Origin of the sequence: Polynucleobacter sp. HIN9, from assembly GCF_030297635.1 — a bacterium.
Classification (GTDB): Bacteria; Pseudomonadota; Gammaproteobacteria; order Burkholderiales; family Burkholderiaceae; genus Polynucleobacter.
This window is the reverse complement of sequence record NZ_AP028140.1, coordinates 1166181-1190672: the sequence shown is the minus strand read 5'-3', so window position 1 is coordinate 1190672 and position 24492 is coordinate 1166181. Positions and strand designations below refer to the sequence as shown.

24 protein-coding genes and 1 tRNA gene are annotated in these 24492 nt (G+C 49.7%); 20 read left to right on the top strand and 5 right to left on the bottom strand.

Features of this window, described 5'->3' with window-relative positions; genetic code table 11:
* Positions 1–31: 31 nt before the first annotated feature.
* From QUE62_RS06225 to QUE62_RS06210, 4 genes are all read left to right on the top strand, one after another.
* The gene (locus tag QUE62_RS06225) at positions 32–955 is read left to right on the top strand and encodes a YicC/YloC family endoribonuclease (protein WP_286261109.1); all 924 of its coding nucleotides are present in this window, start codon (positions 32–34) and stop codon (positions 953–955) included.
* Positions 955–1590 carry a guanylate kinase gene (gmk, locus tag QUE62_RS06220; RefSeq protein ID WP_286223224.1) on the top strand — a complete coding sequence of 212 codons (636 nt, stop codon included), beginning with the start codon at positions 955–957 and terminating at the stop codon, positions 1588–1590. Before QUE62_RS06225 ends, gmk begins: the two co-directional genes overlap by 1 nt.
* 52 nt (positions 1591–1642) lie before the next feature.
* Positions 1643–1846 (top strand): DNA-directed RNA polymerase subunit omega, encoded by a 204-nt coding sequence (gene rpoZ, locus QUE62_RS06215; RefSeq protein ID WP_108508758.1) that lies wholly within the window; start codon positions 1643–1645, stop codon positions 1844–1846.
* A 69-nt stretch (positions 1847–1915) separates the two neighbouring features.
* The gene (locus QUE62_RS06210) at positions 1916–4204 is read left to right on the top strand and encodes a RelA/SpoT family protein (protein WP_286227499.1); all 2289 of its coding nucleotides are present in this window, start codon (positions 1916–1918) and stop codon (positions 4202–4204) included.
* Here QUE62_RS06210 and greB read toward each other — a convergent pair.
* Positions 4201–4695 (bottom strand): transcription elongation factor GreB, encoded by a 495-nt coding sequence (gene greB, locus QUE62_RS06205; RefSeq protein ID WP_286223223.1) that lies wholly within the window; start codon positions 4693–4695, stop codon positions 4201–4203. The genes QUE62_RS06210 and greB overlap by 4 nt on opposite strands.
* Before the next feature lie 18 nt (positions 4696–4713).
* On the opposite strand from greB, the gene QUE62_RS06200 reads away from it, so the two are divergent.
* The 7 genes from QUE62_RS06200 to QUE62_RS06170 all read left to right on the top strand — a co-directional run bounded on the left by QUE62_RS06200 (position 4714) and on the right by QUE62_RS06170 (position 11662).
* Positions 4714–4790: transfer RNA gene (locus QUE62_RS06200), tRNA-Arg, on the top strand.
* A 67-nt stretch (positions 4791–4857) separates the two neighbouring features.
* Positions 4858–6018: an MlaE family ABC transporter permease gene (locus QUE62_RS06195; protein WP_286261107.1), complete on the top strand. Its 1161-nt coding sequence runs from the start codon at positions 4858–4860 to the stop codon at positions 6016–6018.
* Positions 6018–6773, top strand: a complete 756-nt coding sequence (locus tag QUE62_RS06190; protein WP_286223221.1) for an ABC transporter ATP-binding protein — start codon at positions 6018–6020, stop codon at positions 6771–6773. The genes QUE62_RS06195 and QUE62_RS06190 overlap by 1 nt, the downstream gene beginning before the upstream one ends.
* On the top strand, positions 6770–7681 hold the full coding sequence (locus QUE62_RS06185) for an MlaD family protein (RefSeq protein WP_286224993.1): 912 nt from the start codon (positions 6770–6772) through the stop codon (positions 7679–7681). Before QUE62_RS06190 ends, QUE62_RS06185 begins: the two co-directional genes overlap by 4 nt.
* Complete coding sequence (locus tag QUE62_RS06180) at positions 7678–8340, top strand: ABC-type transport auxiliary lipoprotein family protein (protein ID WP_286261105.1); 663 nt, start codon at positions 7678–7680, stop codon at positions 8338–8340. The genes QUE62_RS06185 and QUE62_RS06180 overlap by 4 nt, the downstream gene beginning before the upstream one ends.
* Positions 8341–8363: 23 nt before the next feature.
* Positions 8364–9149, top strand: coding sequence for an SDR family oxidoreductase (locus QUE62_RS06175; protein WP_286261103.1), 786 nt, complete (start codon positions 8364–8366; stop codon positions 9147–9149).
* A gap of 5 nt (positions 9150–9154) precedes the next feature.
* Complete coding sequence (locus QUE62_RS06170; RefSeq protein WP_286261101.1) at positions 9155–11662, top strand: ABC transporter permease; 2508 nt, start codon at positions 9155–9157, stop codon at positions 11660–11662.
* Here QUE62_RS06170 and QUE62_RS06165 read toward each other — a convergent pair.
* From QUE62_RS06165 to QUE62_RS06150, 4 genes are read right to left on the bottom strand one after another with little or no spacing between them, the layout of a single operon-like run.
* Complete coding sequence (locus QUE62_RS06165; RefSeq protein WP_286223216.1) at positions 11659–12207, bottom strand: RDD family protein; 549 nt, start codon at positions 12205–12207, stop codon at positions 11659–11661. The two genes, QUE62_RS06170 and QUE62_RS06165, sit on opposite strands and share 4 nt — an antisense overlap.
* Before the next feature lie 9 nt (positions 12208–12216).
* On the bottom strand, positions 12217–12762 hold the full coding sequence (locus QUE62_RS06160; RefSeq protein ID WP_286223215.1) for a DUF3106 domain-containing protein: 546 nt from the start codon (positions 12760–12762) through the stop codon (positions 12217–12219).
* Positions 12763–12764: 2 nt separating this feature from the next.
* Positions 12765–13229, bottom strand: coding sequence for a DUF3619 family protein (locus QUE62_RS06155; RefSeq protein ID WP_286223214.1), 465 nt, complete (start codon positions 13227–13229; stop codon positions 12765–12767).
* Positions 13229–13798 (bottom strand): RNA polymerase sigma factor, encoded by a 570-nt coding sequence (locus QUE62_RS06150; protein ID WP_286224987.1) that lies wholly within the window; start codon positions 13796–13798, stop codon positions 13229–13231. Before QUE62_RS06150 ends, QUE62_RS06155 begins: the two co-directional genes overlap by 1 nt.
* 241 nt (positions 13799–14039) lie before the next feature.
* On the opposite strand from QUE62_RS06150, the gene QUE62_RS06145 reads away from it, so the two are divergent.
* The 9 genes from QUE62_RS06145 to QUE62_RS06105 all read left to right on the top strand — a co-directional run bounded on the left by QUE62_RS06145 (position 14040) and on the right by QUE62_RS06105 (position 24491).
* Complete coding sequence (locus QUE62_RS06145) at positions 14040–15848, top strand: acetolactate synthase 3 catalytic subunit (protein WP_286261099.1); 1809 nt, start codon at positions 14040–14042, stop codon at positions 15846–15848.
* Positions 15848–16339 (top strand): acetolactate synthase small subunit, encoded by a 492-nt coding sequence (gene ilvN, locus QUE62_RS06140; RefSeq protein WP_286223211.1) that lies wholly within the window; start codon positions 15848–15850, stop codon positions 16337–16339. The genes QUE62_RS06145 and ilvN overlap by 1 nt, the downstream gene beginning before the upstream one ends.
* Before the next feature lie 35 nt (positions 16340–16374).
* Positions 16375–17391 (top strand): ketol-acid reductoisomerase, encoded by a 1017-nt coding sequence (ilvC, locus tag QUE62_RS06135; RefSeq protein ID WP_286261097.1) that lies wholly within the window; start codon positions 16375–16377, stop codon positions 17389–17391.
* A 20-nt stretch (positions 17392–17411) separates the two neighbouring features.
* Complete coding sequence (locus QUE62_RS06130; RefSeq protein ID WP_286223209.1) at positions 17412–18059, top strand: phosphatidylserine decarboxylase; 648 nt, start codon at positions 17412–17414, stop codon at positions 18057–18059.
* A 3-nt stretch (positions 18060–18062) separates the two neighbouring features.
* Entirely contained in the window at positions 18063–18938 is an 876-nt protein-coding gene (gene pssA / locus QUE62_RS06125; RefSeq protein WP_286223208.1) for a CDP-diacylglycerol--serine O-phosphatidyltransferase, read from the top strand.
* Between the two features lie 192 nt (positions 18939–19130).
* Positions 19131–20678: a 2-isopropylmalate synthase gene (locus QUE62_RS06120; protein WP_286223207.1), complete on the top strand. Its 1548-nt coding sequence runs from the start codon at positions 19131–19133 to the stop codon at positions 20676–20678.
* A 163-nt stretch (positions 20679–20841) separates the two neighbouring features.
* The gene (rpsO, locus tag QUE62_RS06115) at positions 20842–21111 is read left to right on the top strand and encodes a 30S ribosomal protein S15 (RefSeq protein ID WP_108508739.1); all 270 of its coding nucleotides are present in this window, start codon (positions 20842–20844) and stop codon (positions 21109–21111) included.
* A gap of 225 nt (positions 21112–21336) precedes the next feature.
* Entirely contained in the window at positions 21337–23478 is a 2142-nt protein-coding gene (pnp, locus tag QUE62_RS06110; protein ID WP_286223206.1) for a polyribonucleotide nucleotidyltransferase, read from the top strand.
* A 14-nt stretch (positions 23479–23492) separates the two neighbouring features.
* On the top strand, positions 23493–24491 hold the full coding sequence (locus tag QUE62_RS06105) for an NAD(P)H-quinone oxidoreductase (RefSeq protein WP_286223205.1): 999 nt from the start codon (positions 23493–23495) through the stop codon (positions 24489–24491).
* Position 24492: the final 1 nt, after the last annotated feature.

Below are 24492 nucleotides of genomic sequence, written 5' to 3'. Positions count from 1 at the left end.
GAGTTCCTTTTTTGCAATTTACAATGCCTACATGATATCGAGCATGACTGGCTACGGCAGCGCTTCCCATCCCATTGAAGTGGGCGAGGGGGGGTATGCGAATCTGCAGGTTGAGATCCGGGCGGTCAACAGTCGCTTTTTGGATTTGAGCTTTCGGATACCCGATGAGTGTCGTGCTGCTGAAGGCGCTTTGCGTGAGCTCCTTAATAAGCACTTAAAGCGCGGTAAGGTCGAGTTTCGGGCTGCATGGCGGCAAAGCACTGGTGAGCATGCGCGCTCCCAAACCATCTCGATCGATCCAGCAAAGTTGATCGCCTTAAAAGATGCACAAGCCATGATTCAGGAGCAATTTCCTGCGGCCGAAGAGTTGCGCGTCGCCGATATCCTGCGCTATCCGGGTGTTGTAACCGAATCGGAGACCGCCGAGGATCAATGGCAAAGTGCCACCCTAAAGGCTGGCGAAGAGGCCTTACGGCAATTAATCCAATCACGGCAAATCGAGGGCCAAGCACTCGCTAAGGTATTAACGAATGCTCTCGATGCGATGCAAGACATGGTTACTCGGCTTGAGCCCCGCATCCCAGAAATCGTGACCCTCTACCAAAATAAATTAGTTACTCGGATCGAGGAAGCATTGGGCGTGCATGCAACCCAAGCCAATATCCCCTTTAATGCTGAGCTAATGGAGCGTATCCGGCAAGAGGTTGTCTTATATGCAGTACGGATTGATGTTGCCGAAGAATTGGCTCGTCTCAAAACGCATATCCAGGTTGCAAGGACGGCCCTGGCAGAGGGCGGGGCTGTCGGTAAGCGTTTAGACTTCTTAATTCAGGAGCTTAATCGCGAGGCAAACACCCTCGGATCCAAGGCGGTCCATGAGGATTGCACGAACACTGCCTTGGAGCTCAAATTATTGATTGAGCAAATGCGCGAGCAAGTGCAAAATTTGGAGTGATGACCATGAGTGCTCCAACCACCTATCAGGGCAGTATGCTGATGATCGTGGCCCCTTCGGGGGCTGGCAAATCCTCTTTAGTCAATGCGCTATTGGAGTCCGATCATCGATTACAGCTTTCGCTGTCGTGCACTACGCGTGCGCCGCGTGCCGGTGAGTTGGATGGGCGTGATTACTCCTTTATTACCAAAGAAACCTTTTTGGTTAAACAAGCGGCCGGTGATTTTCTGGAGTCCGCCGAGGTGCACGGCAATCTCTATGGCACCTCGCGTTCGTGGATAGAAGGTCAAATGCAACAAGGTCAGGATGTGATCCTGGAAATTGATTGGCAGGGCGCACAGCAAATTCGTAAACTAATTCCCCAAGCGATTTGGGTATTTATCTTCCCACCCTCTATTGAGGCTCTTGCGGAGCGTTTGCACAAGCGCGGCCAGGACGATGAGATCACGATTGCCAAGCGCGTTGCAGCCGCTCATATTGAGCTGCAACATGCTCACGAAGCCGACTTTATTGTGATTAATGAGGTCTTTGCCGACGCCTTAAAAGACCTGCAGGCGATTGTGGCAGCCAGCCGGCTACGGACGGGGCCGATGATGGCCCGTTATCCAGCCTTAGTCAAGCGACTTGGGGCATGATGGGCTGTCATCGGGTATCCTATCGGTATTAATCTAAATAAGTGAGTTCAGAATGGCCCGTATTACCGTAGAAGATTGTTTAAAAACCATTCCCAATCGTTTTGAGTTAGTCCTCGCTGGCACCTATCGGGCCCGCCAATTGGTTCAGGGTCACGCAGCCCGAGTCGACGCAAAAGATAAGGCAACCGTGGTTGCATTGCGTGAGATCGCTGTTGGGGTAACCGATCGGGATATGCTGACCAAAGTACCTCTCTAATCCGGGGGTCCCGCTGTGGCGTCTACAGTCACCACAACGGGTTCGCTAGACGAAGTCTCGTCTAGCCAGATTCGCACAGGTAAGCCTTTACCAAGCGCCAATCCCGCTCAAAGCGTGATTGCCTCTTTGCTGGAGCAATCCAGCCGCCATCTCTTTGGCCCTACCTCGCAACCGACTTTGCCGCCTAAGCAGCAAGTTGTATCAATTACGAGCTTGACCGAGAAGCTTCATTATCTGAAGCCCGAGGAAATTAACCAAATTAAGAAGGCCTTTCAGTTTGCGGATGCCGCGCACTTAGGCCAATATCGCCATAGCGGGGAGCCTTACATCAGCCATCCGGTCTCAGTCGCTGAGCTCTGTGCAACCTGGCGCTTAGATGCCCAAAGCATCATGGCCGCTTTGCTCCATGATGTGATTGAGGATTCTGGTTGCACCCAGACTGACCTCGTGAATCAGTTTGGCGCGAAAGTGGCCGAGCTAGTTGAGGGTTTAACCAAACTCGACAAATTAGAGTTTCAAAGTCATGCCGAGGCCCAGGCTGAGAGCTTTCGGAAAATGTTTATGGCCATGGCCCGTGATGTGCGGGTCATCTTGGTCAAGTTAGCTGACCGAACCCACAATATGCACACCCTCGATGCGGTGCCGATTGAAAAACGACGCCGGGTTGCATTGGAAACCATGGAAATCTACGCCCCGATCGCACATCGTCTGGGGCTTAACTTAATCTACCGTGATCTGCAAGACATCAGCTTTAAACACTCAATGCCCATGCGCTTTAGGGCCATTGAGAAAGCAGTAAAGAAGGCGCGTGGCAATCGCCGTGAGATGGTGGATAAGATTCTGGATACGGTACGGATGCAGTTTGCGAAAGCCGGGATCGAAGTTGATTTGCAGGGTCGTGAGAAAACCCTATTTAGTATCTACAACAAAATGCGTAGTAAGCATTTGAGCTTCTCGCAGGTTTTGGATGTTTATGCGTTCCGAGTCACGGTACGAACCGTGGATGAGTGCTATCGTGCCCTCGGCATTTTGCATGCTATCTATAAGCCCATGCCTGGGAAGTTCAAGGATTACATCTCGATTCCTAAACTCAATGGCTATCAGTCTTTGCACACCACTTTAGTCGGCCCATCCGGAGTGCCAGTGGAGTTTCAGGTACGCACTGCGGATATGCACGCCGTAGCTGAATCTGGAGTGGCAGCCCATTGGGCCTATAAGGACGGTTCACCCGAACTGAGTGAAGTGCAAAACCGTGCGCACCAATGGCTGCAGTCGCTGGTGGATATTCAGGACAACAGCGGTGACTCCCAAGAATTCTTAGAGCACGTCAAGATTGATTTATTCCCCGATGCTGTCTATGTGTTTACCCCCAAAGGGCAAATACGGGCGTTACCACGGGGCGCAACAGCCCTCGACTTTGCCTACTCGATTCATAGTGACCTTGGTAATACCTGCGTGGCAGTCAAGGTGAATAATTTACAACTACCGTTACGCACTGAACTCAAAAATGGCGATATTGTGGAAGTGATCAATTCCACAACCTCTCAACCCAATCCAGGGTGGTTAGAGTTTGTGCGCACCGGTAAGGCCCGAGCAGCGATCCGCCATTCATTGAAAACCAAGCACTATGCCGAGGCGTTACAGTTAGGCGAACGTTTATTGGCGAGCGCATTGCGACAACAGGGAGTTGATGCGGGGCTCCTTACTCCCGAGATTTGGGAAAAGTTACTGCATTGGACTGGTGATAAATCGCGCGAGGAGGTCTGTGTCAATATTGTGCTGGGCCGACGTACCGCTGCCGAGTTGGCGACCCGTCTAAAAATTCTGATTGGTGAAGAGGGCGGGGCGGAGCAAATGCGCTTGGGCTCAAATGATTGGGGCAGCTCTGATCAAGAGACGCAAACACAAGCCCTCGTCGTGGATGGCCGTGAGGGCATGTCAGTAAGCTTTCAAAGCTGTTGCCATCCAATTCCTGGGGATGACATCATGGCCTATCTTGGTAAGGGTGAGGGGCTGCAAATCCACACTCAGGACTGTAAGGTAGCTCATCGCATGCTGTCCAAAGATAGCGATAAGTGGGTTGGTGTGCAATGGAGTAAAGATACCAACCGAGAGTTTGATGTGGCCATTACAGTGGACACTAAGCAAGGAAAAGGGGTGTTGGCCCGCGTTGCGAGTTCGATCACTTCAGCTGACTCGAACATCCTCAATGTCTCAATGGACGATAAATACAAAGAAGACTCGGTCACGATGCGCTTCACGATTCAGGTATTAAACCGTTTGCATCTCTCGCGCGTATTGCGGGGCCTGCGCGCGAATGCCGATGTATTTCGGGTAATCCGTAATAAAAGCGTTTAGTAGTCCTCGTAACGCACATCCAGAATATCAATTTCTTTGGCACCTGCTGGCGTTTGAATGCGGACCGTATCGCCTACTTTGGCCTTGATTAGTGCTTTCGCAATTGGCGAGATCCAGCTCACATAGCCTTTCTCAAGATCGACCTCATCGATACCAACAATCCGAATTTGGGTATCAACCCCGTCACCATCACTATAAACAACGGTTGCTCCAAAGAAGATCTGCTCGGGATCGCCGCCATTTGCAATACGTTCTTGGTTATTGACCACCACAGCATTCTCAAGACGTTGATTGAGGAAGCGAATGCGCCGATCGATCTCACGTAAACGCTTCTTGCCGTAAATGTAATCACCGTTTTCAGAGCGATCCCCGTTGGATGCTGCCCAATGCACCACCTGCACAATTTGTGGGCGCTCTTGGTCTAAAAGCTGTAAAAGCTCGGTTTTTAGAGCCTCATGCCCAGCCGGTGTGATGTAGTTCTTCGTATCCATGGCATAATTCTGCCTCATGCGGCTGTAGCTCAGTTGGATAGAGTACTTGGCTACGAACCAAGGGGTCGTGGGTTCGAATCCTGCCAGCCGCGCCATATTCCTAGATCTGCCCTTGTGGCAGATTTTTTGTAAGTCACGATTCTTTGCTTTAATAGTCAGAATATGGCTTCATCTACCACCATCACTTCATCAATCCCGGTTGCAAGCTGGCATGTATCCGGAGCGATTGCTTGTGTAACCCTATCGGGCCGAATCAGTGCTGATGCCTTGGGGCACACCTGGCAAGACGTTCGCAATCGGCAAATGCAATGGTTAGGGCAGGGGGCTGAAAGTAAAACGCTGCAAATTAATGGTGCAGCCATTGAGTACATTGATGGTGCAGGTTTGGCATTCATCATTGATTTGCAACATGCCCAAGCCTTGCACGGTGGGGCGATCGAACTGCAGGGATTTAGTGCCACCCATCAAAATCAATTAAAACGCTTTGCACCGTTTGAGAAATTATTTCCGAAGGAGGATGCGGTTCCAGATGAGGGATTGCTAGTGAAAACTGGCAAAGCAACCCTCTTATTCTGGAACGATATCCGGGGCATTATCTTTTTCACAGGACAGGTTGCTAGTGAGCTCGCTTGGGCCGCACGCAACCCCCTAAAAGTCCGTTGGCAAGATTTTGCCAGCGTTGCCGTACAAGCGGGTCTTGCGGCAATGCCGATTGTTGGCTTGGTGGCATTTCTGATTGGTGTGATTTTGTCCTTTCAGTCAGCCATTGGTATGGAAAAGTTTGGAGCTATTACCTTTGTCGGTCCGCTCGTTTCCTTGGGGATCTTTCGGGAGTTGGGACCCTTGATTACTGCCATCTTATTGGCAGGTCGATCCTCTGCCGCCTTTGCAGCTGAAATCGGTACTATGACCGTCAACAGTGAAGTGGATGCCTTAGTAACCGCTGGATTAAACCCCATTCGTTTTTTGGTTCTACCCCGAGTCTTAGCAGGTTTGGTTGTGGCACCCATCTTGACCATTTATGCCGACTTAGTTAGCGTCTTTTCATCCTCGCTCACCATGTTGATCTATGGCGTACCTTTGGTGAACTTTTATGAAGGTGTGCTCAATACTGTGCTACTGGAGGATATTTTTTCTGGATTAACCAAGGCCACCCTATTTGGTGTCGTGGTCGCGAGTGTGGGTTGCTTGCGGGGCATGCAAACGGGCACTGGAGCAGCCGCAGTGGGTATCTCGACCACGCGCGCAGTAGTAAGTAGCATTGTGATGATTACAGTGGTGGATGGTATTTTTGCCTATGTCTCATACCGAACAGGTTTCTAATGAATCCAATTGAGGTCAAAAATCTAACCGTTGGCTATGGCAGCAAGGTGCTGTTACAAAACCTTAATTTCTCGGTAGCCGATGGGGAGATCTTTATTATTCTTGGCGGGTCCGGTTGTGGAAAATCGAGCTTACTTAAAAATCTGTTTGGACTCTATCAACCTCTTGCCGGCGATGTCTGGATTGAAGGGATGAACATTACCCAAGCGATTGGTCAGGAACGCCAAGACATCATGACCCATTTTGGGGTGATGTATCAGCAAGGCGCATTATTTGGTTCGATGACCCTCCTTGAAAACGTCCGACTCTTTATGGAGGAGTACACCGACCTCAGCGATGACGAGATGGACTTATTGGCGCGTTGTAAATTAGACCTAGTGGGTTTATTACCCTATGCCAATTACATGCCCAACGAGATTAGCGGAGGGATGCAAAAGCGGGCGGCGATCGCGCGCGCCATGGCCTTAGACCCGAAGATTTTGTTTCTAGATGAACCGTCCGCTGGCCTTGACCCGATTACATCCGCTGATTTAGATCAGACCATTTTGGATTTGGCCAAAAATTTGGGCATCACGTTTGTGATCGTTTCCCACGAGTTGGCCAGTATTTATGCGATTGCGGATCGAGTGATTATGTTAGATAAAGATACTAAAAGTATTATTGCGCAAGGCGATCCTCGTGTCTTACGAGATACCAGTACTGATCCCAAAGTGCATCAATTTTTTAATCGCGTTATGTCGAAGGAAGCAGCATGAGTCAATCGAATCCAAATTACTTTCGCTTGGGATTGTTTGTGTTTGCCGGCTTTGCTGCCATTCTTGCCTTGATTTTGGTGTTTGGAACTGGCCAGCTCTTTAAGAAAACAACGATGGCGGAGACTTATATTGAGCAATCAATTACGGGATTAGATGTAGGCGCCCCAGTACGATTTCGGGGGGTGAAAGTGGGGCAAGTAACCTTTATTGGCTTGTCAGGTGCCTTGTATGAGTCCAATGAACCGTTCCCTGAGCGCAAGGAGTATGTCGTAGTGCGGATGCTGATTGATGGTGATGAAGAAAAATTATTAGGACCCACTAAGCAACTACCAAAGGACTTGCGCGCTCGTGTGAAAAGTCAGGGGATTACCGGCGTGAATTATGTCGAGCTCGACTACGTGCGTGATATGAATAACTATAAGTCTCTCCCATATAACTGGAAACCTGAGTATTTGGTGATTGATTCCCTACCTAGTCAGACCGACATTTTTTTCTCAGGAATTCGTAAGGTATTGGATAACTTGGGCGAGATGAATTTAGCAGAAACTCAGAAAAAATTTGATGTGCTGCTGACCAATCTCAACACCATCATTGGTGGCGATGGTAAAGACAATTCCGGGATCGCAAAATCGGTTGAGCGCTTAAATGTATTGCTTGGCAGAATTGATGAGGTCGCTAATAAAGCAGAGCTTGAGCTCTTGATGCGCGAAGTGATTGCGACCACGGTCATTCTTCGTCAAACCTTATCGAGTATGCAAGGCGACACCATTACCTCAATCGATAATCTCAAGCAAATTACCGATCAGTTGAATGATTTTGCCAAAGTGGCTAGCCGATATCCGAGCAGCATGGTTTGGGGAGAGCCCCCACCGCGCATTACCTTGCCCCAAACTGGAGTTCAAAAATGAGCTTTGCATTACGTCGCCTCACGCGAATCTTGGTCCTGTTGACTGGCATTTCTATCTTGGCGGCTTGCGCCCCCACCCGACCCAATCTTGAAACTAGCACTTGGTTGATTGATCCAAAGCGAACTGGGGAGCCCCGTAAACCCAATACCGATTTTTGGTTAAAGGTTGGGCCAGTATCGGTCAATGGACCATTTGATAGTAAATCCATGGTTTATCGCTTAGCCGATCAGCGCTATGAGAAGGATTTCTATAACGGCTATATTTCCAGTCCAGCGGAGATGGTTGGTAATGCGACGCGTCAGTGGATCAGTGACGCCAATATTTTTAAAGCAACTGTTAATCAAAGTAACACCTTCTTTCCGTATTACACCCTCCAGGTTAATGTCACTGAGTTTTATGGGGACTATCGCAATCAAGCAGAAGCGGTTGTTAGCATCGAGTTCTATTTGGTCGTTCTGTCCTCAGGCTCCCAAAATCCCATCTTGATGAACAGCCGTTACACACAGCGCGTTCCTTTAAAGGATAATCGTCCCAATACGCTAGCTAATGGTTTGCAACAAGCGTTTGCGACTATCTTGCAGCGGTTTGAAGCCGATTTGGATGCGGGTACCAAGAACCTGCCAAAACCATTGGTTCAGATGAAGTCAATCAATCAATAAAATAACGAATAAGGGGATGCACAATGGATTTAGGAATCAAGGGAAAGACCGCGTTAGTGCTGGCATCAAGCCGTGGTTTAGGGCAAGCCATGGCGACTGCTTTGGCACGTGAAGGCGTACACGTTGCTATAACCGGTCGCAATGCCGAGGGTCTCGCGCAAACGGTCAAAATGATTGAATCGGTTGGCGGCAAGGCGCTTGCCTTAAATTGGGATCTCGCCGATCTCAATGCGATTGATGGCCATGTTCAAACGGTTGAGAGCCAACTAGGCCCAATTGATATCTTGATTAATAACACTGGGGGGCCGCCACCCACAACGGCGAGCGGTCAAGATCCACAGCTATGGCAAAAAAGTTTTCAGGAGATGGTTCTCTCCCTCATGAAAATTACCGATCGGGTCCTGCCGGGCATGCGCGAGCGTCGATGGGGCCGGATTATTACCAGTACCACTTCTGGAGCCATCGTGCCAATTCGTAATTTAGCAATTTCGAATACGCTTCGTGCCGCGTTACTAGGTTGGTCCAAAACCTTGGCTGCCGAGGTGGCAGCCGATGGTGTGACTGTCAATGTCATCATGCCAGGTCGCGTGGCCACTGATCGCTTGCGCCAACTTGATGAAGCGCGCGCTAAGCGTGAGAACATCTCTTACGATGCGGTCGTAAGTGCCAGTCTGAATACCATTCCCGCAGGCCGTTATGGTGATCCAAAAGAGTATGGCGATACCGCTGCATTCTTGGCGAGTCAAAACGCTTCCTACATTACGGGGTCAGTAATACGGGTGGATGGCGGTCAGGTGCCTAGCATTTAATACAGATGCAGATGCTCTTTAAGGAGCTGCGCGCCAAAGAGCTCTTTTGGCTCTTTGTGGCCCTCGTGCTTTCAGTAGCTGCGCTCTCTAGCGTTAGCTTTTTGGCCGATCGGCTCCAACGCAGTTTTGAAATCGATGGCCGTACACTGCTGGCTGCCGATCTATTAATTGCTGCGGATCAGCCGATCTCGCCTGCATTAATTGAGGAGGCAAGGTCCAAAAAGCTCAACATTGCCCAAACAGTCGTATTCCCAAGCATGGTGAGCCATGGCGGGGAAAGTAAATTAAGTTCATTAAAAGCGGTGAGCGCTCTTTATCCTCTCCGGGGCCAGTTGCAAATTAGTCGTCAAGTCATTGATGGCAGGGTCGACGAGCGATCGATTGAAGAGGTCACTGGGATGCCTCCTAAAAATACGGTTTGGGTTGACCCGGCTGTGTTGATTTCTCTGCGTGCCAAGTTAGGTGACTCACTAAACATCGGCGATCGTCAATTTCGGATTGATGCGGTGATAGTGCGAGAACTGGATCGTGGTGCAGCTTTTATGAACTTTGCACCTCGAGCAATGATCAGTATTGATGATTTGGCAAGCACTGGGCTGATTGGTTTTGGAAGTCGTGTTACCTATCGCCTACTGGTTTCTGGAACAGATCGTCAAATCCGGGGCTATCAAGATTGGGCTCTCAATCATATTGAGCAAGAAAAACTGCGCGGTATTCGGATTGAGTCCTTGGAAAATGCTCAGCCGATGATGCGCAAGACCTTGGAGCGAGCAGAGCGCTTTTTATCACTAGTAGCCTTAATGACAGCACTGATCTGCGCCTTGGCAATTGCACTTGCAGCCAGACGCTATGTTCTCAAGCAAGCGGATAGTTGTGCGGTATGGAAATGCTTTGGCGCAAGTCAGGGACAAATTTTGCGCAAGCAACTGCTTGTTCTCACCCTCATTGGCGTGGTAGCCACCATTCTTGGCGGATTGATCGGTTGGTTTGCTCAAGAAGTCTTAATGCAGCTCCTGGGGGGGCTTATTCAAACTCGTCTACCTTTGCCATCGGTTTGGCCGGTGGTCTGGAGCATTGCATTTGCTCTGTTACTCCTCTTTGGCTTTGCTGGGCCACCAATCTTGACCTTAAGTCAGATCTCTCCATTGCGACTAGTGCGTCGAGAGTTTGGCAAAGTACCGTTAGCGGCCAAATCGATTGCGCTGTTTGGACTCATTAGTTGCTTGGCTTTGGTCTTTTGGGCAACCCGCGACCTGAAGTTACTCGTTTGGGCAACCGGTTCATTTGGGATTGGCGCCTTACTCTTTGCCGGGCTCGCTTGGCTTGGTCTGTGGGGCCTCGAGCGCTTTAGCCAATCACGCTATCTAGCGAGGATTGGCTTTGTGACCCGCTTTGCGATTAGTACACAATCGCGCCGCGCTGCTTTTGCCATGATTCAGGTGAGCTCTTTGGCATTGGCCATCATGGCACTCTTACTGATCTTTTTGTTACGCCAAGACCTATTGCAAAGTTGGCAAGCTAATGTCCCTGATAATGCCCCCAATCGATTTTTGATCAATATCCAAAATGATCAAAAGGCAGACGTGCAGCGCATGTTAAATATCGGTGGCATTGCGCAGGCGCAACTATATCCGATGGTTCGGGGTCGACTCACGCATATCAATGAGCGTGAGGTCATGCCCGATAACTATCAAACCGACAATGCACGCCGCTTGGTTGATCGAGAATTTAATCTCTCGTATACCAATCAATTACCCAGTGACAATCAATTGGTTTCTGGTCAATGGTTTGGCAATTCGGCAACTCCACAAATTTCGATTGAGAGTGGTATTGCGAAGACCCTGAATCTGCGCATGGGCGATCAAATGAGTTTTGATATCGCTGGCCAAAAAATTACTGCACCCATTACCTCGATGCGCAAGCTCGATTGGGGATCCATGCAGGTTAATTTCTTTGTGATCTTTCCGCCTGCGGCCTTGGATGATTTCCCTAAATCTTGGATTACCTCCTATCACCAACCCAGAGAGCGTGAGAACTTGGATCTCAAGTTAGCTCAGACCTATCCTAATTTGACGATTGTTGATATTGAGAACTCGATTCGTCAAATTCAGGAGGTCTTAAATCGTCTAGCGAGCGCATTGGGTTTGTTATTGGTGTTTACCTTGTGTGCTGCTATTTTGGTGCTCTTTGCTGCAATTGGATCTACGCAAGACGATCGTTTTCGGGATGCGGCTCTGCTTAAGGCAGTGGGGGCATCAAAACGAACCTTGGCGCAGCTCGTGGTCATTGAGCTCACCACCATTGGATTTCTATCGGGACTATTAGGCGGCTTGGCAGCAAGCGCAACTACGTGGGCCTTGGGCCGCTACCTATTGGAAATTGAGTTCTATTCCTTTGGTACAGCAATTGGACTTGGTATTGTTTTGGGCGTGTGCGTCAGTTTGCTGGCTGGTTTTCGTTTACAGCAAAAGATCCAGACCGCGAGCACGATGGAATGTCTACGCGAGGTTTAGTCCGCTTTTGGAGCGGCGGCCTCCTTAACCTTTGATTTGGGTGGCAACTGAATTAACTTCGTTTGTGCCATGCGATCGGGTATGCCTTGACGATATTTGCGATCCAAATACATACTGAGCGGCCAAAGGAAAAGAGAAACCGCAAACAGGAGCCCAATGATTTGCCAACCCCGTAGCGGATAGATGGCGTGGATGATGAGGCAGGGTACGATCCACAGCGAGCCGTAGACGTAGCGCCACAGCGCCTGATTTTTGGCTAGCAGACCACCATCCTCAGCGACGATTTGGATGCGCCAGGTTTGCATGGCTAAGGTTTGTCCGTTGCGTCGCCAGTACCAGACAAAGTAAAACCCCAGCACACCATATAAGTAGAAAAAACTGAGCCAACTGGGGATCGCGATACCAAATAGAACCCCGATTAATAAATTGGGGACCATAAAGGTGAGCGCTAATACTCCAACCAGTAGAAGTTGTTCATAAAGATTACAAAATACGCGTCGCCAAAATCGAGGTGGCGGTAAGGCATTGAGCTCTGCGGGGTTCATCCCCAGAGTTTATTTGATTGTGGAGTTTGGTGCGGGCCCTGAGGGGGTATTGATGACCGCGCGCGGCTGAATTGCAGGTGCGGTAGCTGCGCTTGATTTTCTTTTATTGAGTTCTTGCTGAGCAAGCTTTTGCTTTTCTTCTTCAGAGAGTTGTTGATAAGCTTCCCAAGCAGCCGCTTTTTGTTCCGCTGGGATTTGTAGGCTCGTCAGATAGTTATCGCGCGCGATACGCCGATCTTTTTGGGGCAGCTTTGCCCAATCGGCCATTCGTCCCTGGAGCCGTTCTTGCTCGGGAGAGGTCATATAGGGGTAGCGATTCGCGACCCGTAACCATTTTGTTTTGCGGTCATTGCTCAAGGTTTCCCAATCACTCTCCAATGGCGCAAGTACGGTTTGCTGCAGTGGGTTTAATTGATTCCAGGCGAGCTTATCGACTTTCTTGCCAACAGTTGTCGGGGAGGGCTGGGTTACTCCAGTATTCTGCGCATGAGCCCCAGAGTTCGACAGTGCGATGAAGAGAGTGAGAAGGGCTGGTGCTAGAAGTCGAAATTGCATCGCTAAATTTTTTCGTCGTCGGACTTTTTATCATCCGTCTCTGGTTTGGCGAGGGTCTTTAGTTTTAGGAACGCCATAAAGCCGTTATCAACAAATGCATCGGGTGGAACGTCATCGGTTAGGAGGGCAATATCGACATTGGCAATATCATTGATGCGCAAGTCTTCTTGCCATTCGGTGATGGCAATTAAGCCAAGAACTACGACGGTAATGGGTACGAGCCAACCAGTGAATGACCATATGGGTTTATTCCAAGATGAGGTCCGAAAGCTACGATGCGTCGTTTGGAGTTGTGCAACAAATACAGGTTCAGGCTTGGCGCGACTGAGCGCAGTCGCACGAGCATCTTGCAAGCGCGATTGGATATCGCTGCTGAGATTTTCTGATTGAGCGCTTAATAGACGGGTTACCCGCTTTCCAAACTCTTGCTCAACTGGATCTAAATTTTGTTTATTCTTGTTCATCATCACAACACAATTCCTCTGGCCTTCAATGCAGCTGCCAAGGTGTGGGCGGCTCGGGAGCAATGGGTTTTTACACTGCCCTCGCTGCATCCCATGGCAAGGGCCGTTTCAGAAGTACTCAGTTCATCCCAATAACGCATGAGGAAGGCCTCTCGTTGACGACTTGGCAATTTTGATATTTCTGCCTCAAGGATAGCCAATAACTCTTGATTGGCTAATGCCGCACTGGCATCTAGGGGTATTGGACCCCCATCCCGGATCTCAATAAGCTCCAAAGGATCAAAGTCTTCCTCGCCATCATTACCCGATCCCAATGCTGAGAAGGGGGTCTCGTGGGCGGAGCGCACTTTTTGGCGACGAAACCAGTCATGGATCCGATTTTGCAGAATTCGGGTAAAAATCAGTGGCAGCTCTGCGGCTGGCCGATCGCCGTATTTTTGAGTCAAGCTAATCATGGCATCTTGCACCACATCAAGGGCAGCGGCCTCATCCCGAACCGCATAGACGGCCTGTTTGAAGGCTTTTTTCTCAATGCCAGCCAGAAATTGGTCGAGTTCTTGGGCAGAAGCCATGTGAATTACTGCGGATTAATGAGTGTGTTTTTGTGGTTTCGTTATTCGTTTTCGACCCAAAATAGTGCCTAAACTCGCTCATTCTAGGCTATTGCTTTACAATGGAGGGCTTACCGCAAAGAGACCATCCAAGAAGTGGCAGTCTTTTTTCTTTGCGGCAGCGCCGTTCGAACCCGGACCATAAGTAAGGGACAGAACAGCCTAAACAATTTTTTGCCGAAAATTGCAAAGGAAAATGACAATGAATACGAGTAATGCTGAATTCTTAGCCACCAAAGGTGGTCAGGCCGCAACCGGGTCTCAAACCGACTCTAACCCAAGCCCCACAAAACAATCCGCCCCTGAAATGATTGGTGCTGAGATGTTGGTGCATGCCTTGCATGCCGAGGGGGTGGAGTACGTATGGGGATATCCTGGTGGTGCGGTTCTCTTTATTTACGACGAGATCTTCAAACAAGATAAGTTTGAACATATTTTGGTTCGTCACGAACAAGCGGCGGTTCATGCAGCTGATGGCTATGCGCGTGCTACCGGTAAGGTCGGTGTGGCATTGGTTACCTCCGGTCCAGGAGTCACGAATGCGGTCACTGGGATTGCGACCGCTTACACCGATTCAATTCCGATGGTCATCATTACCGGTAACGTGCCAACCTACGCGATTGGTGAGGATGCCTTTCAAGAGGCCGATACCGTGGGCATTACACGACCCATCGTCAAACATAATTTCTTGGTCAAGGACATTAATGACCTGGCCGTCACTCTTAAAAAGGCATTTCATATTGCACGCACTGGTCGTCCTGGCCCAGTGTTGGTGGATATTCCAAAGGACATCTCGGCCACTAAAGCACCTTTTGTTTACCCTGATAGTTTGAGCATGCGCTCCTATAACCCGGTGATCAAGGGTCATAGCGGCCAAATCCGCAAAGCCGTCTCTTTATTACAAGAGGCTGAGCGGCCCTATATTTATACGGGTGGCGGGATCATCATGGCCGAAGCCGCCAAAGAGCTTAAAGAGTTTGCCGAACTCTTGGGCTATCCCGTAACCAATACACTCATGGGCTTGGGTGGATTCCCGGGCACGCATGAGCAGTTTGTGGGCATGCTTGGAATGCATGGCACCTATGAAGCCAATATGGCCATGCAGCACTGCGATGTGTTGATTGCAATCGGCGCTCGTTTTGATGATCGTGTGATTGGAAACCCAGCACACTTCGCTAGCCATCCACGCAAGATTGTTCATATTGATATTGACCCGTCGGTGATTTCAAAGCGCGTTAAGGTGGACGTTCCGATTGTCGGTGATCTCAAAGAGATTTTGGTCGACATGAGCGCGCAATTAAGAGCGGCACCAGCACGCAAGAATCAGGCGAAGGTGAAGGCGTGGTGGGATCAGATTAATGAATGGAAGAAGCGCGATTGCTTGAAATACGATCGTGACTCGCAAATCGTGAAGCCTCAATACGTGGTTGAGAAGCTTTGGGAGTTGACTAAGGGCGATGCCTTTGTGTGTTCAGATGTTGGCCAACATCAGATGTGGGCGGCCCAGTTTTATAAGTTTAATGAACCGCGTCGCTGGATTAACTCGGGTGGTTTAGGCACCATGGGAGTTGGTTTGCCCTATGCCATGGGAATTAAAAAGGCGTTCCCTGATCAGGAGGTCGTCACCATTACCGGAGAGGGCTCGATCCAGATGTGTATTCAGGAGCTTTCAACGCTCACTCAGTACAACACGCCGATTAAGATCGTTTCCTTAAACAATCGGTATTTAGGAATGGTGCGTCAATGGCAAGAGTTGACCTACAGCAAGCGCTATTCCAGTTCATACATGGACTCACTACCCGATTTTGTGAAGTTGGCTGAAGCCTATGGCCATGTGGGGATGCGGATTGAGACCAAGGCCGATGTAGAGCCAGCTCTGAAAGAGGCCCTGAAATTAAAGGATCGCACCGTATTTATGGATTTCCAGATTGATCCACATGAAAACGTTTGGCCCATGGTGCAAGCGGGTAAGGGCATTAGTGAGATGCTGCTTGGAAGTGAGGATCTCTAATGCGTCACATTATTTCTGTTTTGCTCGAGAACGAGCCAGGAGCGCTCTCGCGCGTCGTTGGTTTGTTCTCAGCCCGCGGTTATAACATTGAGACCTTGAGCGTCGCACCAACCGAAGACCCGTCTTTATCGCGCATGACCTTGGTCACGATAGGTTCCGATGATGTGATTGAGCAAATCACTAAGCATCTCAACCGTTTGGTGGAGGTGGTAAAGGTCTTTGATTTAACCGAGGGTCCTCATATCGAACGCGAGCTCATGATGATTAAGGTGAGGGCCGTTGGTAAAGAGCGCGAGGAGTTAAAGCGTACTGCGGATATATTCCGAGGCCGCATTATTGATGTGACTGATAAAAGTTACACGATTGAGCTCACAGGCGTAAGTAGTAAGTTGGATGCCTTCATTAGTGCAATTGATCGTGCATCGATTCTTGAGACGGTCCGCACAGGCGGCTCGGGAATTGGGCGCGGCGAACGTATTCTGAAAGTTTAGTTTTAATCACTCTGTATTTAATTTAAGGAAATCGTATGAAAGTTTTTTATGACAAGGACGCCGATCTGTCCCTGATCAAGGGTAAAAAGGTAACCATCATTGGTTATGGCTCGCAAGGCCATGCCCATGCACAAAACCTCAACGACTCCGGCGTGAAAGTCACCGTCGGTTTACGTAAAGACGGCGTATCCTGGAAAAAAGCAGCGAATGCGGGCTTGCAAGTGAAAGAAGTTGCTGAAGCAGTGAAGGACGCAGACGTTGTGATGATGCTGTTGCCTGACGAGCAAATTGCCGACGTGTATAAAAACGAAGTGCATGCCAATATCAAACAGGGCGCTGCTTTAGCATTTGCACATGGCTTTAATGTGCATTACGGTCAAGTGATTCCTCGCGCGGATTTGGACGTGATCATGATTGCGCCTAAGGCTCCTGGCCACACTGTGCGCAGCACGTACACCCAAGGTGGTGGCGTGCCCCATTTGATTGCGGTTTATCAAGACAAGTCGGGCTCTGCACGTGATTTAGCTTTATCGTACGCAACTGCCAATGGCGGTGGCCGTGCAGGTGTGATCGAGACCAATTTCCGTGAAGAGACCGAAACCGATTTGTTTGGTGAGCAAGCTGTACTCTGCGGCGGCACCGTCGAGTTAATCAAAGCTGGATATGAGACCTTGGTGGAGGCCGGTTATGCTCCTGAGATGGCCTATTTTGAGTGCTTGCACGAGTTAAAGCTCATCGTGGATCTCATTTATGAAGGCGGTATCGCTAACATGAACTACTCTATTTCAAATAATGCAGAGTACGGTGAGTATGTCACTGGTCCACGGATTGTGACCGAGGAAACCAAGAATGCAATGCGCAAGGCCTTGCACGACATTCAGACGGGTGAGTATGCCAAGAGCTTCATCCTTGAAAATCGGGCTGGCGCACCAACCTTGATTTCGCGTCGTCGTTTGACTGCTGATCATGAGATCGAAGTTGTGGGTGCGAAGTTGCGTGCCATGATGCCTTGGATTGCGAAGAACAAACTCGTTGACCAGTCGAAGAACTAAGTTCAGAAGGTAATCATCCGATGATGTATCCACACCCCATCATTGCCAAAGAGGGCTGGCTCTACCTGGTTGTGATTGGGGCTGTGGCTTTTGTGGTCCATCGCTATGCTGGTTTTTTCTGGTCATGGCCATTGTGGCTATTCTTTGTCTTCACCTTGCAGTTCTTTCGTGATCCACAACGAATTGCCCCCTTAGGTAAGGATCTTGTTTTATCGCCAGCCGATGGACGCATTGTGGTGGTTGAGAAAGCCCATGATCCGTATGCCAATCGGGAAGCCTTAAAGATTAGCGTGTTCATGAATGTGTTTAATGTGCACTCCAATCGCTGTGCCGTGAGTGGCCTTGTTAAGCAGGTCACCTATTTTCCAGGTAAGTTCTTTAATGCCAGCATTGATAAGGCCTCGACGGAGAATGAGCGTAATGCGGTCGTGATTGATGCCAATGGCAAAACGGTCACCTTGGTGCAAATCGCAGGTTTGGTTGCGCGACGCATTTTGTGCTACATACGTGCTAATGATCGCGTCAAGCGCGGTGAGCGCTATGGATTTATCCGCTTCGGATCGCGGGTGGATGTGTATTTACCTTTGGAGGCCGAGCCCTTAGTGAGTGTTGGCGAGAAAGTCTTTGCAACCAATACCGCGCTGGCACGTTTGCCGGGTTTAGATTAAGTCATGACCCCACGCCGCAAGTTCCGTCCGGACCGTTCTCGTTTTCTGCGGAGTAAAAATACGCGACGCGAGGAATGGGATTCTGTGGAGGATTTGACGGAGGATGATCTCGTCGTCGAGCCACCGCGTCCACGTAGCAAAGGCATTTATTTATTACCCAATTTATTTACGACGGCGGCATTGTTCTGCGGGTTCTTTGCGATTGTGAACGCTATGAACCATCGCTTTGAGGTTGCAGCGATTGCTGTCTTTGCTTCGCTGGTGCTCGATGGCATGGATGGCCGAATCGCGCGAATGACCAACACCCAAAGCGCGTTTGGTGAGCAGTATGATTCTTTGGCTGATATGGTTTCATTCGGTGTGGCCCCAGCCTTAGTGGCGTACGAGTGGGTCTTAAAAGATCTTGGTAAGTGGGGCTGGTTAGCAGCATTTACCTATTGTGCCGGCGCAGCACTGCGCTTAGCCCGCTTTAATGCCAATATTGGTGTGGTGGATAAAAAGTTTTTCCAGGGCTTGCCAAGTCCAGCGGCTGCAGCGCTCTTGGCGGGTTTTATTTGGTTGGCGGACGATAACAAGATACCAGTCAAGGACTCTGCGATTCCGTTAGTAACCTTCTTCATTACGATTTATGCAGGACTCACCATGGTTTCAAATGCCCGTTTTTACAGTGGCAAGGCCTTGGATATTCGGTATCGAGTACCGTTTTGGGTGATGGTGCTTTTGATCCTCGGTTTTGTATTGATTTCCTCGAACCCACCCCTAACTCTATTTGGCCTCTTCGTGGTGTACTCCCTATCTGGCTATGTTTTATGGTTATGGGAGCGGGCGATGGGGCGCAGGATTGGTGGAGAAACCACAGTTGCAGCCAAGTCTGAGTAAATGGGGTATATTATTTCAATGATGAATCAATTCAATGCGCTTCTACTTCTTCTAGCACTGGGCCTTCGGCTCGGGGCGGGTCGCGCTTAGACACATGAAGTAAGGCACTAAGTTCGCAAACCAGCCCCAGCTAAACCGCTGGGGTTTTTGTTTTAGAAAACCAGTATTGGATGTTTAGACAAGGAATAGATGATGAGTGACCGATTAATTATTTTTGATACCACCTTGCGCGATGGTGAACAGTCACCTGGTGCATCCATGACCCGAGATGAAAAGGTACGGATTGCCCGTCAACTCGAGCGCTTACGGGTCGATGTGATTGAAGCCGGTTTTGCAGCTAGCTCTGAAGGCGACTTTGCGGCTATCTCTGCGGTTGCTGCAGCCGTGAAAGACTCGGTGGTGTGCTCACTCGCGCGTGCCAATGAGACTGATATCACTCGCGCTTCAGATGCCCTCAAGGCAGCCAATGCAAAACGTATTCATGTGTTCTTGGCAACCAGCGCCTTGCACATGGAAAAGAAATTGCGCATGACCCCGGAGCAGGTGTATGAGCAGGCTAAAAAGTCTATCCGCTTTGCCAGAAACTTGGCAGGTGATATTGAGTTCTCTCCCGAGGATGGCTACCGCTCGGATATGGACTTCTTGTGCCGGGTCTTGGAGGCAGTGATTGCTGAGGGTGCGAGCACCATTAATGTTCCTGATACGGTTGGTTATGCCGTTCCTGAACTCTATGGCGAGTTCATTAAAACCTTGCGCACTCGGATTCCGAACTCAGACAAAGCCATCTGGTCCGTGCATTGCCATAACGATTTAGGGATGGGCGTGGCCAACTCCTTAGCTGGTGTGCATATTGGCGGCGCCCGCCAGGTGGAGTGCACGATTAATGGTCTTGGCGAGCGCGCGGGCAATACGTCCTTAGAAGAAATTGTCATGGCGGTACGAACTCGGAAGGATTTCTTTCAGTTGGATGTGGGCATTGATACGAAGCAGATCGTGCCAGCCTCTAAATTGGTCTCGCAAATCACGGGCTTTGTGGTGCAACCGAATAAAGCAGTGGTTGGCGCCAATGCCTTTGCCCATGCATCAGGTATTCATCAGGATGGTGTATTGAAGGCACGCGATACCTACGAGATCATGCGGGCTGAAGATGTGGGCTGGGCAACCAATCGCATCGTGCTTGGTAAGTTATCCGGCCGGAATGCCTTTAAGCAACGCATTGCCGAGTTGGGGATTGTGTTGGAGTCGGAGAGTGAGCTCAATGATGCCTTCGCCCGCTTTAAGGCTTTGGCCGATCAAAAGGCCGAGATTTTTGATGAAGACATTATTTCTTTAATGTCAGACTCTTCAGTGGCTGATCAGAATGAGCACTTCAGTTTCATTTCCTTGAACCAACATTCTGAGACCGGTGAAAAGCCATCGGCGAAGGTGGTGTTCAAGATGGGTGGTCATGATGTGCATTCTGAGGCGGAGGGTAATGGCCCGGTTGACGCCACCTTGCATGCGATTGAGAACAAAGTACAAAGCGGCGCTGAACTCTTGCTCTACTCAGTCAATGCCATTACCTCAGGAACCGAGTCGCAGGGGGAGGTTACTGTTCGGCTCTCTAAAGGGGGTCGTATTGTGAATGGAGTGGGTATGGACCCCGACATTATTGCTGCCTCGGCCAAGGCCTATTTAGCGGCATTGAACAAATTGCACGACCCCAGCGCGATTAAGCTCAATGCCCAGATGGCACCTTAAATTATAAGTTATTGATTTATATAACTTTATGAACTATCAGACCGCTTTGCCCACAATCGGAGGGTGCGGTCTGTTAGAATGCTGAAGCTTTGATTTATAAAGCTTTTTATTAACACGGCATATCAGGTGCAAGCTTGAGTGTCCGCACGTATGGAGTATGAAGATGGCAGTTGCAGACATTAATAAGGCGGAAATCGTCAAACAAAACGCGCGTGGCGCAAACGATACGGGTAGCCCCGAAGTTCAGGTGGCGTTATTAACCGCTCGTATCAATGAACTTACCCCCCATTTCAAGGCAAACGCAAAAGATCATCACAGCCGTCGTGGCTTGTTGAAGATGGTCTCGCGCCGTCGCCGTCTCTTGGATTACCTCAAGAGCAAGGATCTGGACCGTTATCGCGCGCTGATCGACAAACTAGGTTTACGTAAGTAATTTCTTGTTTTTGTCAGCATTGCAATGAAGTAGGGTGTTGCCAAACCGGCAAGGCTCTACTTTGAGTGGTTCAAGATGACCGGCTTCTAGGGATCGTGTCATTCCAATGCGTTTCTTCTTAAAAGAGGCGCACTGGAATGGCATCCCACTTGGGTTCATCAAACAATCACTCCAGTGATACCGCGGCGCTGTGGATCCGCGGTGCGTATGTTTGGAGAAAAAAAGATGTCAATGTTTCATAAAGTTGTAAAAACGTTTCAATGGGGCCAACACACCGTCACCATGGAAACCGGTGAGATTGCTCGCCAATCCAGTGGTGCTGTACTCCTCAATATGGATGACACTGTGGTGCTCGCCACGGTAGTCGGTGCTAAAACAGCGAAAGAGGGCCAAGACTTTTTCCCCTTAACCGTTGACTACATTGAGAAGACCTATTCTGCTGGCAAGATTCCTGGGGGATTCTTTCGTCGCGAGGGACGTCCTTCCGAAGGCGAGACCTTAATTTCTCGTCTGATTGATCGTCCAATTCGCCCATTATTCCCAGAAGGCTTTTATAACGAAGTCCAGGTGGTCGTACATGTGATGTCGATTAATCCTGATGTGCCAGCTGATATTCCAGCTTTAATTGCATCATCTGCAGCCCTGGCAATTTCGGGTATTCCATTTAATGGCCCCATGGGTGCGGCGCGCGTTGGTTATCGTGATGGCCAGTACTTACTCAACCCCAATCGTAGCGAGCAAGCGACGAGCGAACTCGATTTGATCGTAGCCGGCACCCAAGCGGCAGTATTGATGGTGGAATCCGAGGCCCAACAGCTATCTGAAGCCGTCATGCTAGGTGCTGTTGTGTATGGACACGAGCAGTCACAAATCGCGATCAATGCGATTCAGGAGCTGGTGCGTGATGCCGGTAAGCCCGAGTGGGATTGGAAACCAGCACCCAAGAACGAAGCTTTGATCGCCAAGTTACAAAGTTTGGCAGAGGGCCCATTGCGGGATGCGTATCAAATTCGTCAAAAGCAAGCTCGCTCCACCAAGATTAAAGAAGTGGTTGCAAATGTCATGACCCAGTTGGCCGCTGACGGTGAAGTGGATGAAGTAGAGGTTGGTAATCTCTTGTTCGAGATCGAAGCAAAGATCGTACGTAGCCAAATTCTCAATGGTGAGCCACGCATTGACGGCCGTGATACTCGAACCGTGCGCCCCATTGAAATTCGCAACGGTGTATTGCCTCGCACCCACGGCTCCGCACTCTTTACTCGTGGCGAGACGCAAGCCTTAGTAGTTGCAACTCTTGGAACAGCACGCGATGAGCAAATTATTGATGCGCTCGAAGGCGAGTACCGCGATCGCTTTATGTTCCACTACAACATGCCTCCATTTGCAACCGGCGAGACCGGTCGCGTTGGTACACCCAAGCGTCGTGAGATTGGTCACGGCCGTTTAGCAAAGCGCGCTTTAGTACCAGTATTGCCAAGCATGGAAGAGTTTGCCTACAGCATTCGTTTGGTCTCTGAGATTACCGAATCCAATGGTTCATCTTCAATGGCTTCGGTATGTGGCGGCTGCTTAGCGCTGATGGATGCCGGTGTACCAGTCAAGGCCCATGTGGCCGGTGTTGCCATGGGCCTGATCTTGGATGGCAATCGCTTTGCCGTCTTAACCGATATCTTGGGTGATGAGGATCACTTAGGCGACATGGACTTTAAGGTAGCTGGTACTGCTAACGGTATTACTGCCTTGCAGATGGATATTAAGGTCCAGGGTATTACCAAAGAAATCATGCAGGTTGCGTTGGCGCAAGCCCAAGAAGGCCGTTTGCATATTCTGAGCAAAATGCAAGAAGCGATGGGTTCTGTCCGCACAGAGCTATCAGAGCACGCACCACGCATGGTGACCTTTAAGATCCATCCAGACAAGATCCGTGAAGTGATTGGTAAGGGCGGCGCAACGATCCAGGCGCTCACTAAAGAGACCGGGTGCAGCATTGATATTAAAGATGATGGTACGGTCACGATTGCCTCAACCAGTGCAGAAGGTATGGCGCAAGCGAAAGCCAAGATCGAAGGTATCACGGCTGAAGCTGAAGTTGGTAAGGTCTATGAGGGACCAGTGGTGAAGTTACTTGAGTTTGGCGCCCTCGTGAATATCCTTCCGGGTAAAGATGGGCTGTTACATATCTCTGAGATCTCAACGGAGCGCGTGAAGGATGTCAAAGACTTCTTGCAAGAGGGTCAGATCGTGCGTGTGAAATTACTCGCAGCCGATGAGCGTGGCCGTTTGCGTCTATCCATGAAAGCTCTGTTAACCCCGGAGTCTGGTTCAGCAGATACTCAGGCAAGCGATAGTCCCAACGAGACCGTTTAAGTAGGAGTATTGGTATGCGTGTAATGGAGATTCGGGAGTATGGCGCGCCAGAGATGTTGGTAAAAGCTGAGCGCCCTGATCCTGCTGTGCCAAGCGTAGGTTCTGGCGAGGTCTTAATTCGGGTGAAGGCAGCCGGTATTAATCGTCCAGATGTCTTGCAACGAAAAGGGCATTACCCCGTTCCTCCAGGTGCATCCGATATCCCCGGTCTTGAAGTGGCTGGGGAGATTATTGGCGGTGATCTCGCACATGCTGATAACACCTTTGGTTTGAAGGTGGGCGATAAAGTCTGTGCACTTGTGCAGGGTGGCGGATACGCGGATTTATGCACTGCTCCAATCGCGCAATGTTTGCCCTATCCAAAAGGTTTTTCAGATATTGAGGCAGCGTCTTTGCCAGAAACATTCTTTACCGTATGGAGTAATGTCTTTCAGCGCGGGCATCTCAGTAAAGGTGAGACTCTGCTGGTGCAAGGTGGTTCCAGTGGTATTGGTGTGACCGCTATTCTGATTGCCAAAGCACTCGGTCATCGAGTTTTTGTTACTGCAGGAAGCGATGAGAAGTGTGCGGCCTGCACGCAATTGGGCGCAGATCTTGCAATCAATTACAAAACTCAAGACTTTGTAGAAGAAATCAAGAAGGCTACCAATGGCAAAGGTGTGGATGTGATCTTAGACATGGTCACCGGCACCTATTTACAGCGCGAGATTGATTGCTTGGCCGATGACGGTCGTATTGTGATCATTGCGATCATGGGGGGCTCAAAGGCAGAAGTCAATACGGGCCAAATATTGCGTCGCCGCTTAACTATCACGGGATCGACCTTGCGTCCTAGACCTGTCGCCTTCAAGCATCAAATTACCAAAGAGTTGTATCAGACGGTGTGGCCCTTACTGAATGCGGGTCAACTAAAGCCAGTCATTTATAAAACATTTTCCTTAGAGCAAGCCGCTGATGCGCATCGATTGATGGAATCGAGCGAGCATGTCGGAAAAATTGTTTTAACGGTGTAAG

Bases quoted from the DNA above. Each gene is read 5' to 3' on its own strand.
- QUE62_RS06225 (WP_286261109.1), top strand. From the start codon at position 32: ATGATATCGAGCATGACTGGCTACGGCAGCGCTTCCCATCCCATTGAA.
- gmk (WP_286223224.1), top strand. From the start codon at position 955: ATGACCATGAGTGCTCCAACCACCTATCAGGGCAGTATGCTGATGATC.
- rpoZ (WP_108508758.1), top strand. From the start codon at position 1,643: ATGGCCCGTATTACCGTAGAAGATTGTTTAAAAACCATTCCCAATCGT.
- greB (WP_286223223.1), bottom strand. From the start codon at position 4,695: ATGGATACGAAGAACTACATCACACCGGCTGGGCATGAGGCTCTAAAA.
- QUE62_RS06195 (WP_286261107.1), top strand. From the start codon at position 4,858: ATGGCTTCATCTACCACCATCACTTCATCAATCCCGGTTGCAAGCTGG.
- QUE62_RS06190 (WP_286223221.1), top strand. From the start codon at position 6,018: ATGAATCCAATTGAGGTCAAAAATCTAACCGTTGGCTATGGCAGCAAG.
- QUE62_RS06185 (WP_286224993.1), top strand. From the start codon at position 6,770: ATGAGTCAATCGAATCCAAATTACTTTCGCTTGGGATTGTTTGTGTTT.
- QUE62_RS06180 (WP_286261105.1), top strand. From the start codon at position 7,678: ATGAGCTTTGCATTACGTCGCCTCACGCGAATCTTGGTCCTGTTGACT.
- QUE62_RS06175 (WP_286261103.1), top strand. From the start codon at position 8,364: ATGGATTTAGGAATCAAGGGAAAGACCGCGTTAGTGCTGGCATCAAGC.
- QUE62_RS06170 (WP_286261101.1), top strand. From the start codon at position 9,155: ATGCAGATGCTCTTTAAGGAGCTGCGCGCCAAAGAGCTCTTTTGGCTC.
- QUE62_RS06165 (WP_286223216.1), bottom strand. From the start codon at position 12,207: ATGAACCCCGCAGAGCTCAATGCCTTACCGCCACCTCGATTTTGGCGA.
- QUE62_RS06160 (WP_286223215.1), bottom strand. From the start codon at position 12,762: ATGCAATTTCGACTTCTAGCACCAGCCCTTCTCACTCTCTTCATCGCA.
- QUE62_RS06155 (WP_286223214.1), bottom strand. From the start codon at position 13,229: ATGATGAACAAGAATAAACAAAATTTAGATCCAGTTGAGCAAGAGTTT.
- QUE62_RS06150 (WP_286224987.1), bottom strand. From the start codon at position 13,798: ATGGCTTCTGCCCAAGAACTCGACCAATTTCTGGCTGGCATTGAGAAA.
- QUE62_RS06145 (WP_286261099.1), top strand. From the start codon at position 14,040: ATGAATACGAGTAATGCTGAATTCTTAGCCACCAAAGGTGGTCAGGCC.
- ilvN (WP_286223211.1), top strand. From the start codon at position 15,848: ATGCGTCACATTATTTCTGTTTTGCTCGAGAACGAGCCAGGAGCGCTC.
- ilvC (WP_286261097.1), top strand. From the start codon at position 16,375: ATGAAAGTTTTTTATGACAAGGACGCCGATCTGTCCCTGATCAAGGGT.
- QUE62_RS06130 (WP_286223209.1), top strand. From the start codon at position 17,412: ATGATGTATCCACACCCCATCATTGCCAAAGAGGGCTGGCTCTACCTG.
- pssA (WP_286223208.1), top strand. From the start codon at position 18,063: ATGACCCCACGCCGCAAGTTCCGTCCGGACCGTTCTCGTTTTCTGCGG.
- QUE62_RS06120 (WP_286223207.1), top strand. From the start codon at position 19,131: ATGAGTGACCGATTAATTATTTTTGATACCACCTTGCGCGATGGTGAA.
- rpsO (WP_108508739.1), top strand. From the start codon at position 20,842: ATGGCAGTTGCAGACATTAATAAGGCGGAAATCGTCAAACAAAACGCG.
- pnp (WP_286223206.1), top strand. From the start codon at position 21,337: ATGTCAATGTTTCATAAAGTTGTAAAAACGTTTCAATGGGGCCAACAC.
- QUE62_RS06105 (WP_286223205.1), top strand. From the start codon at position 23,493: ATGCGTGTAATGGAGATTCGGGAGTATGGCGCGCCAGAGATGTTGGTA.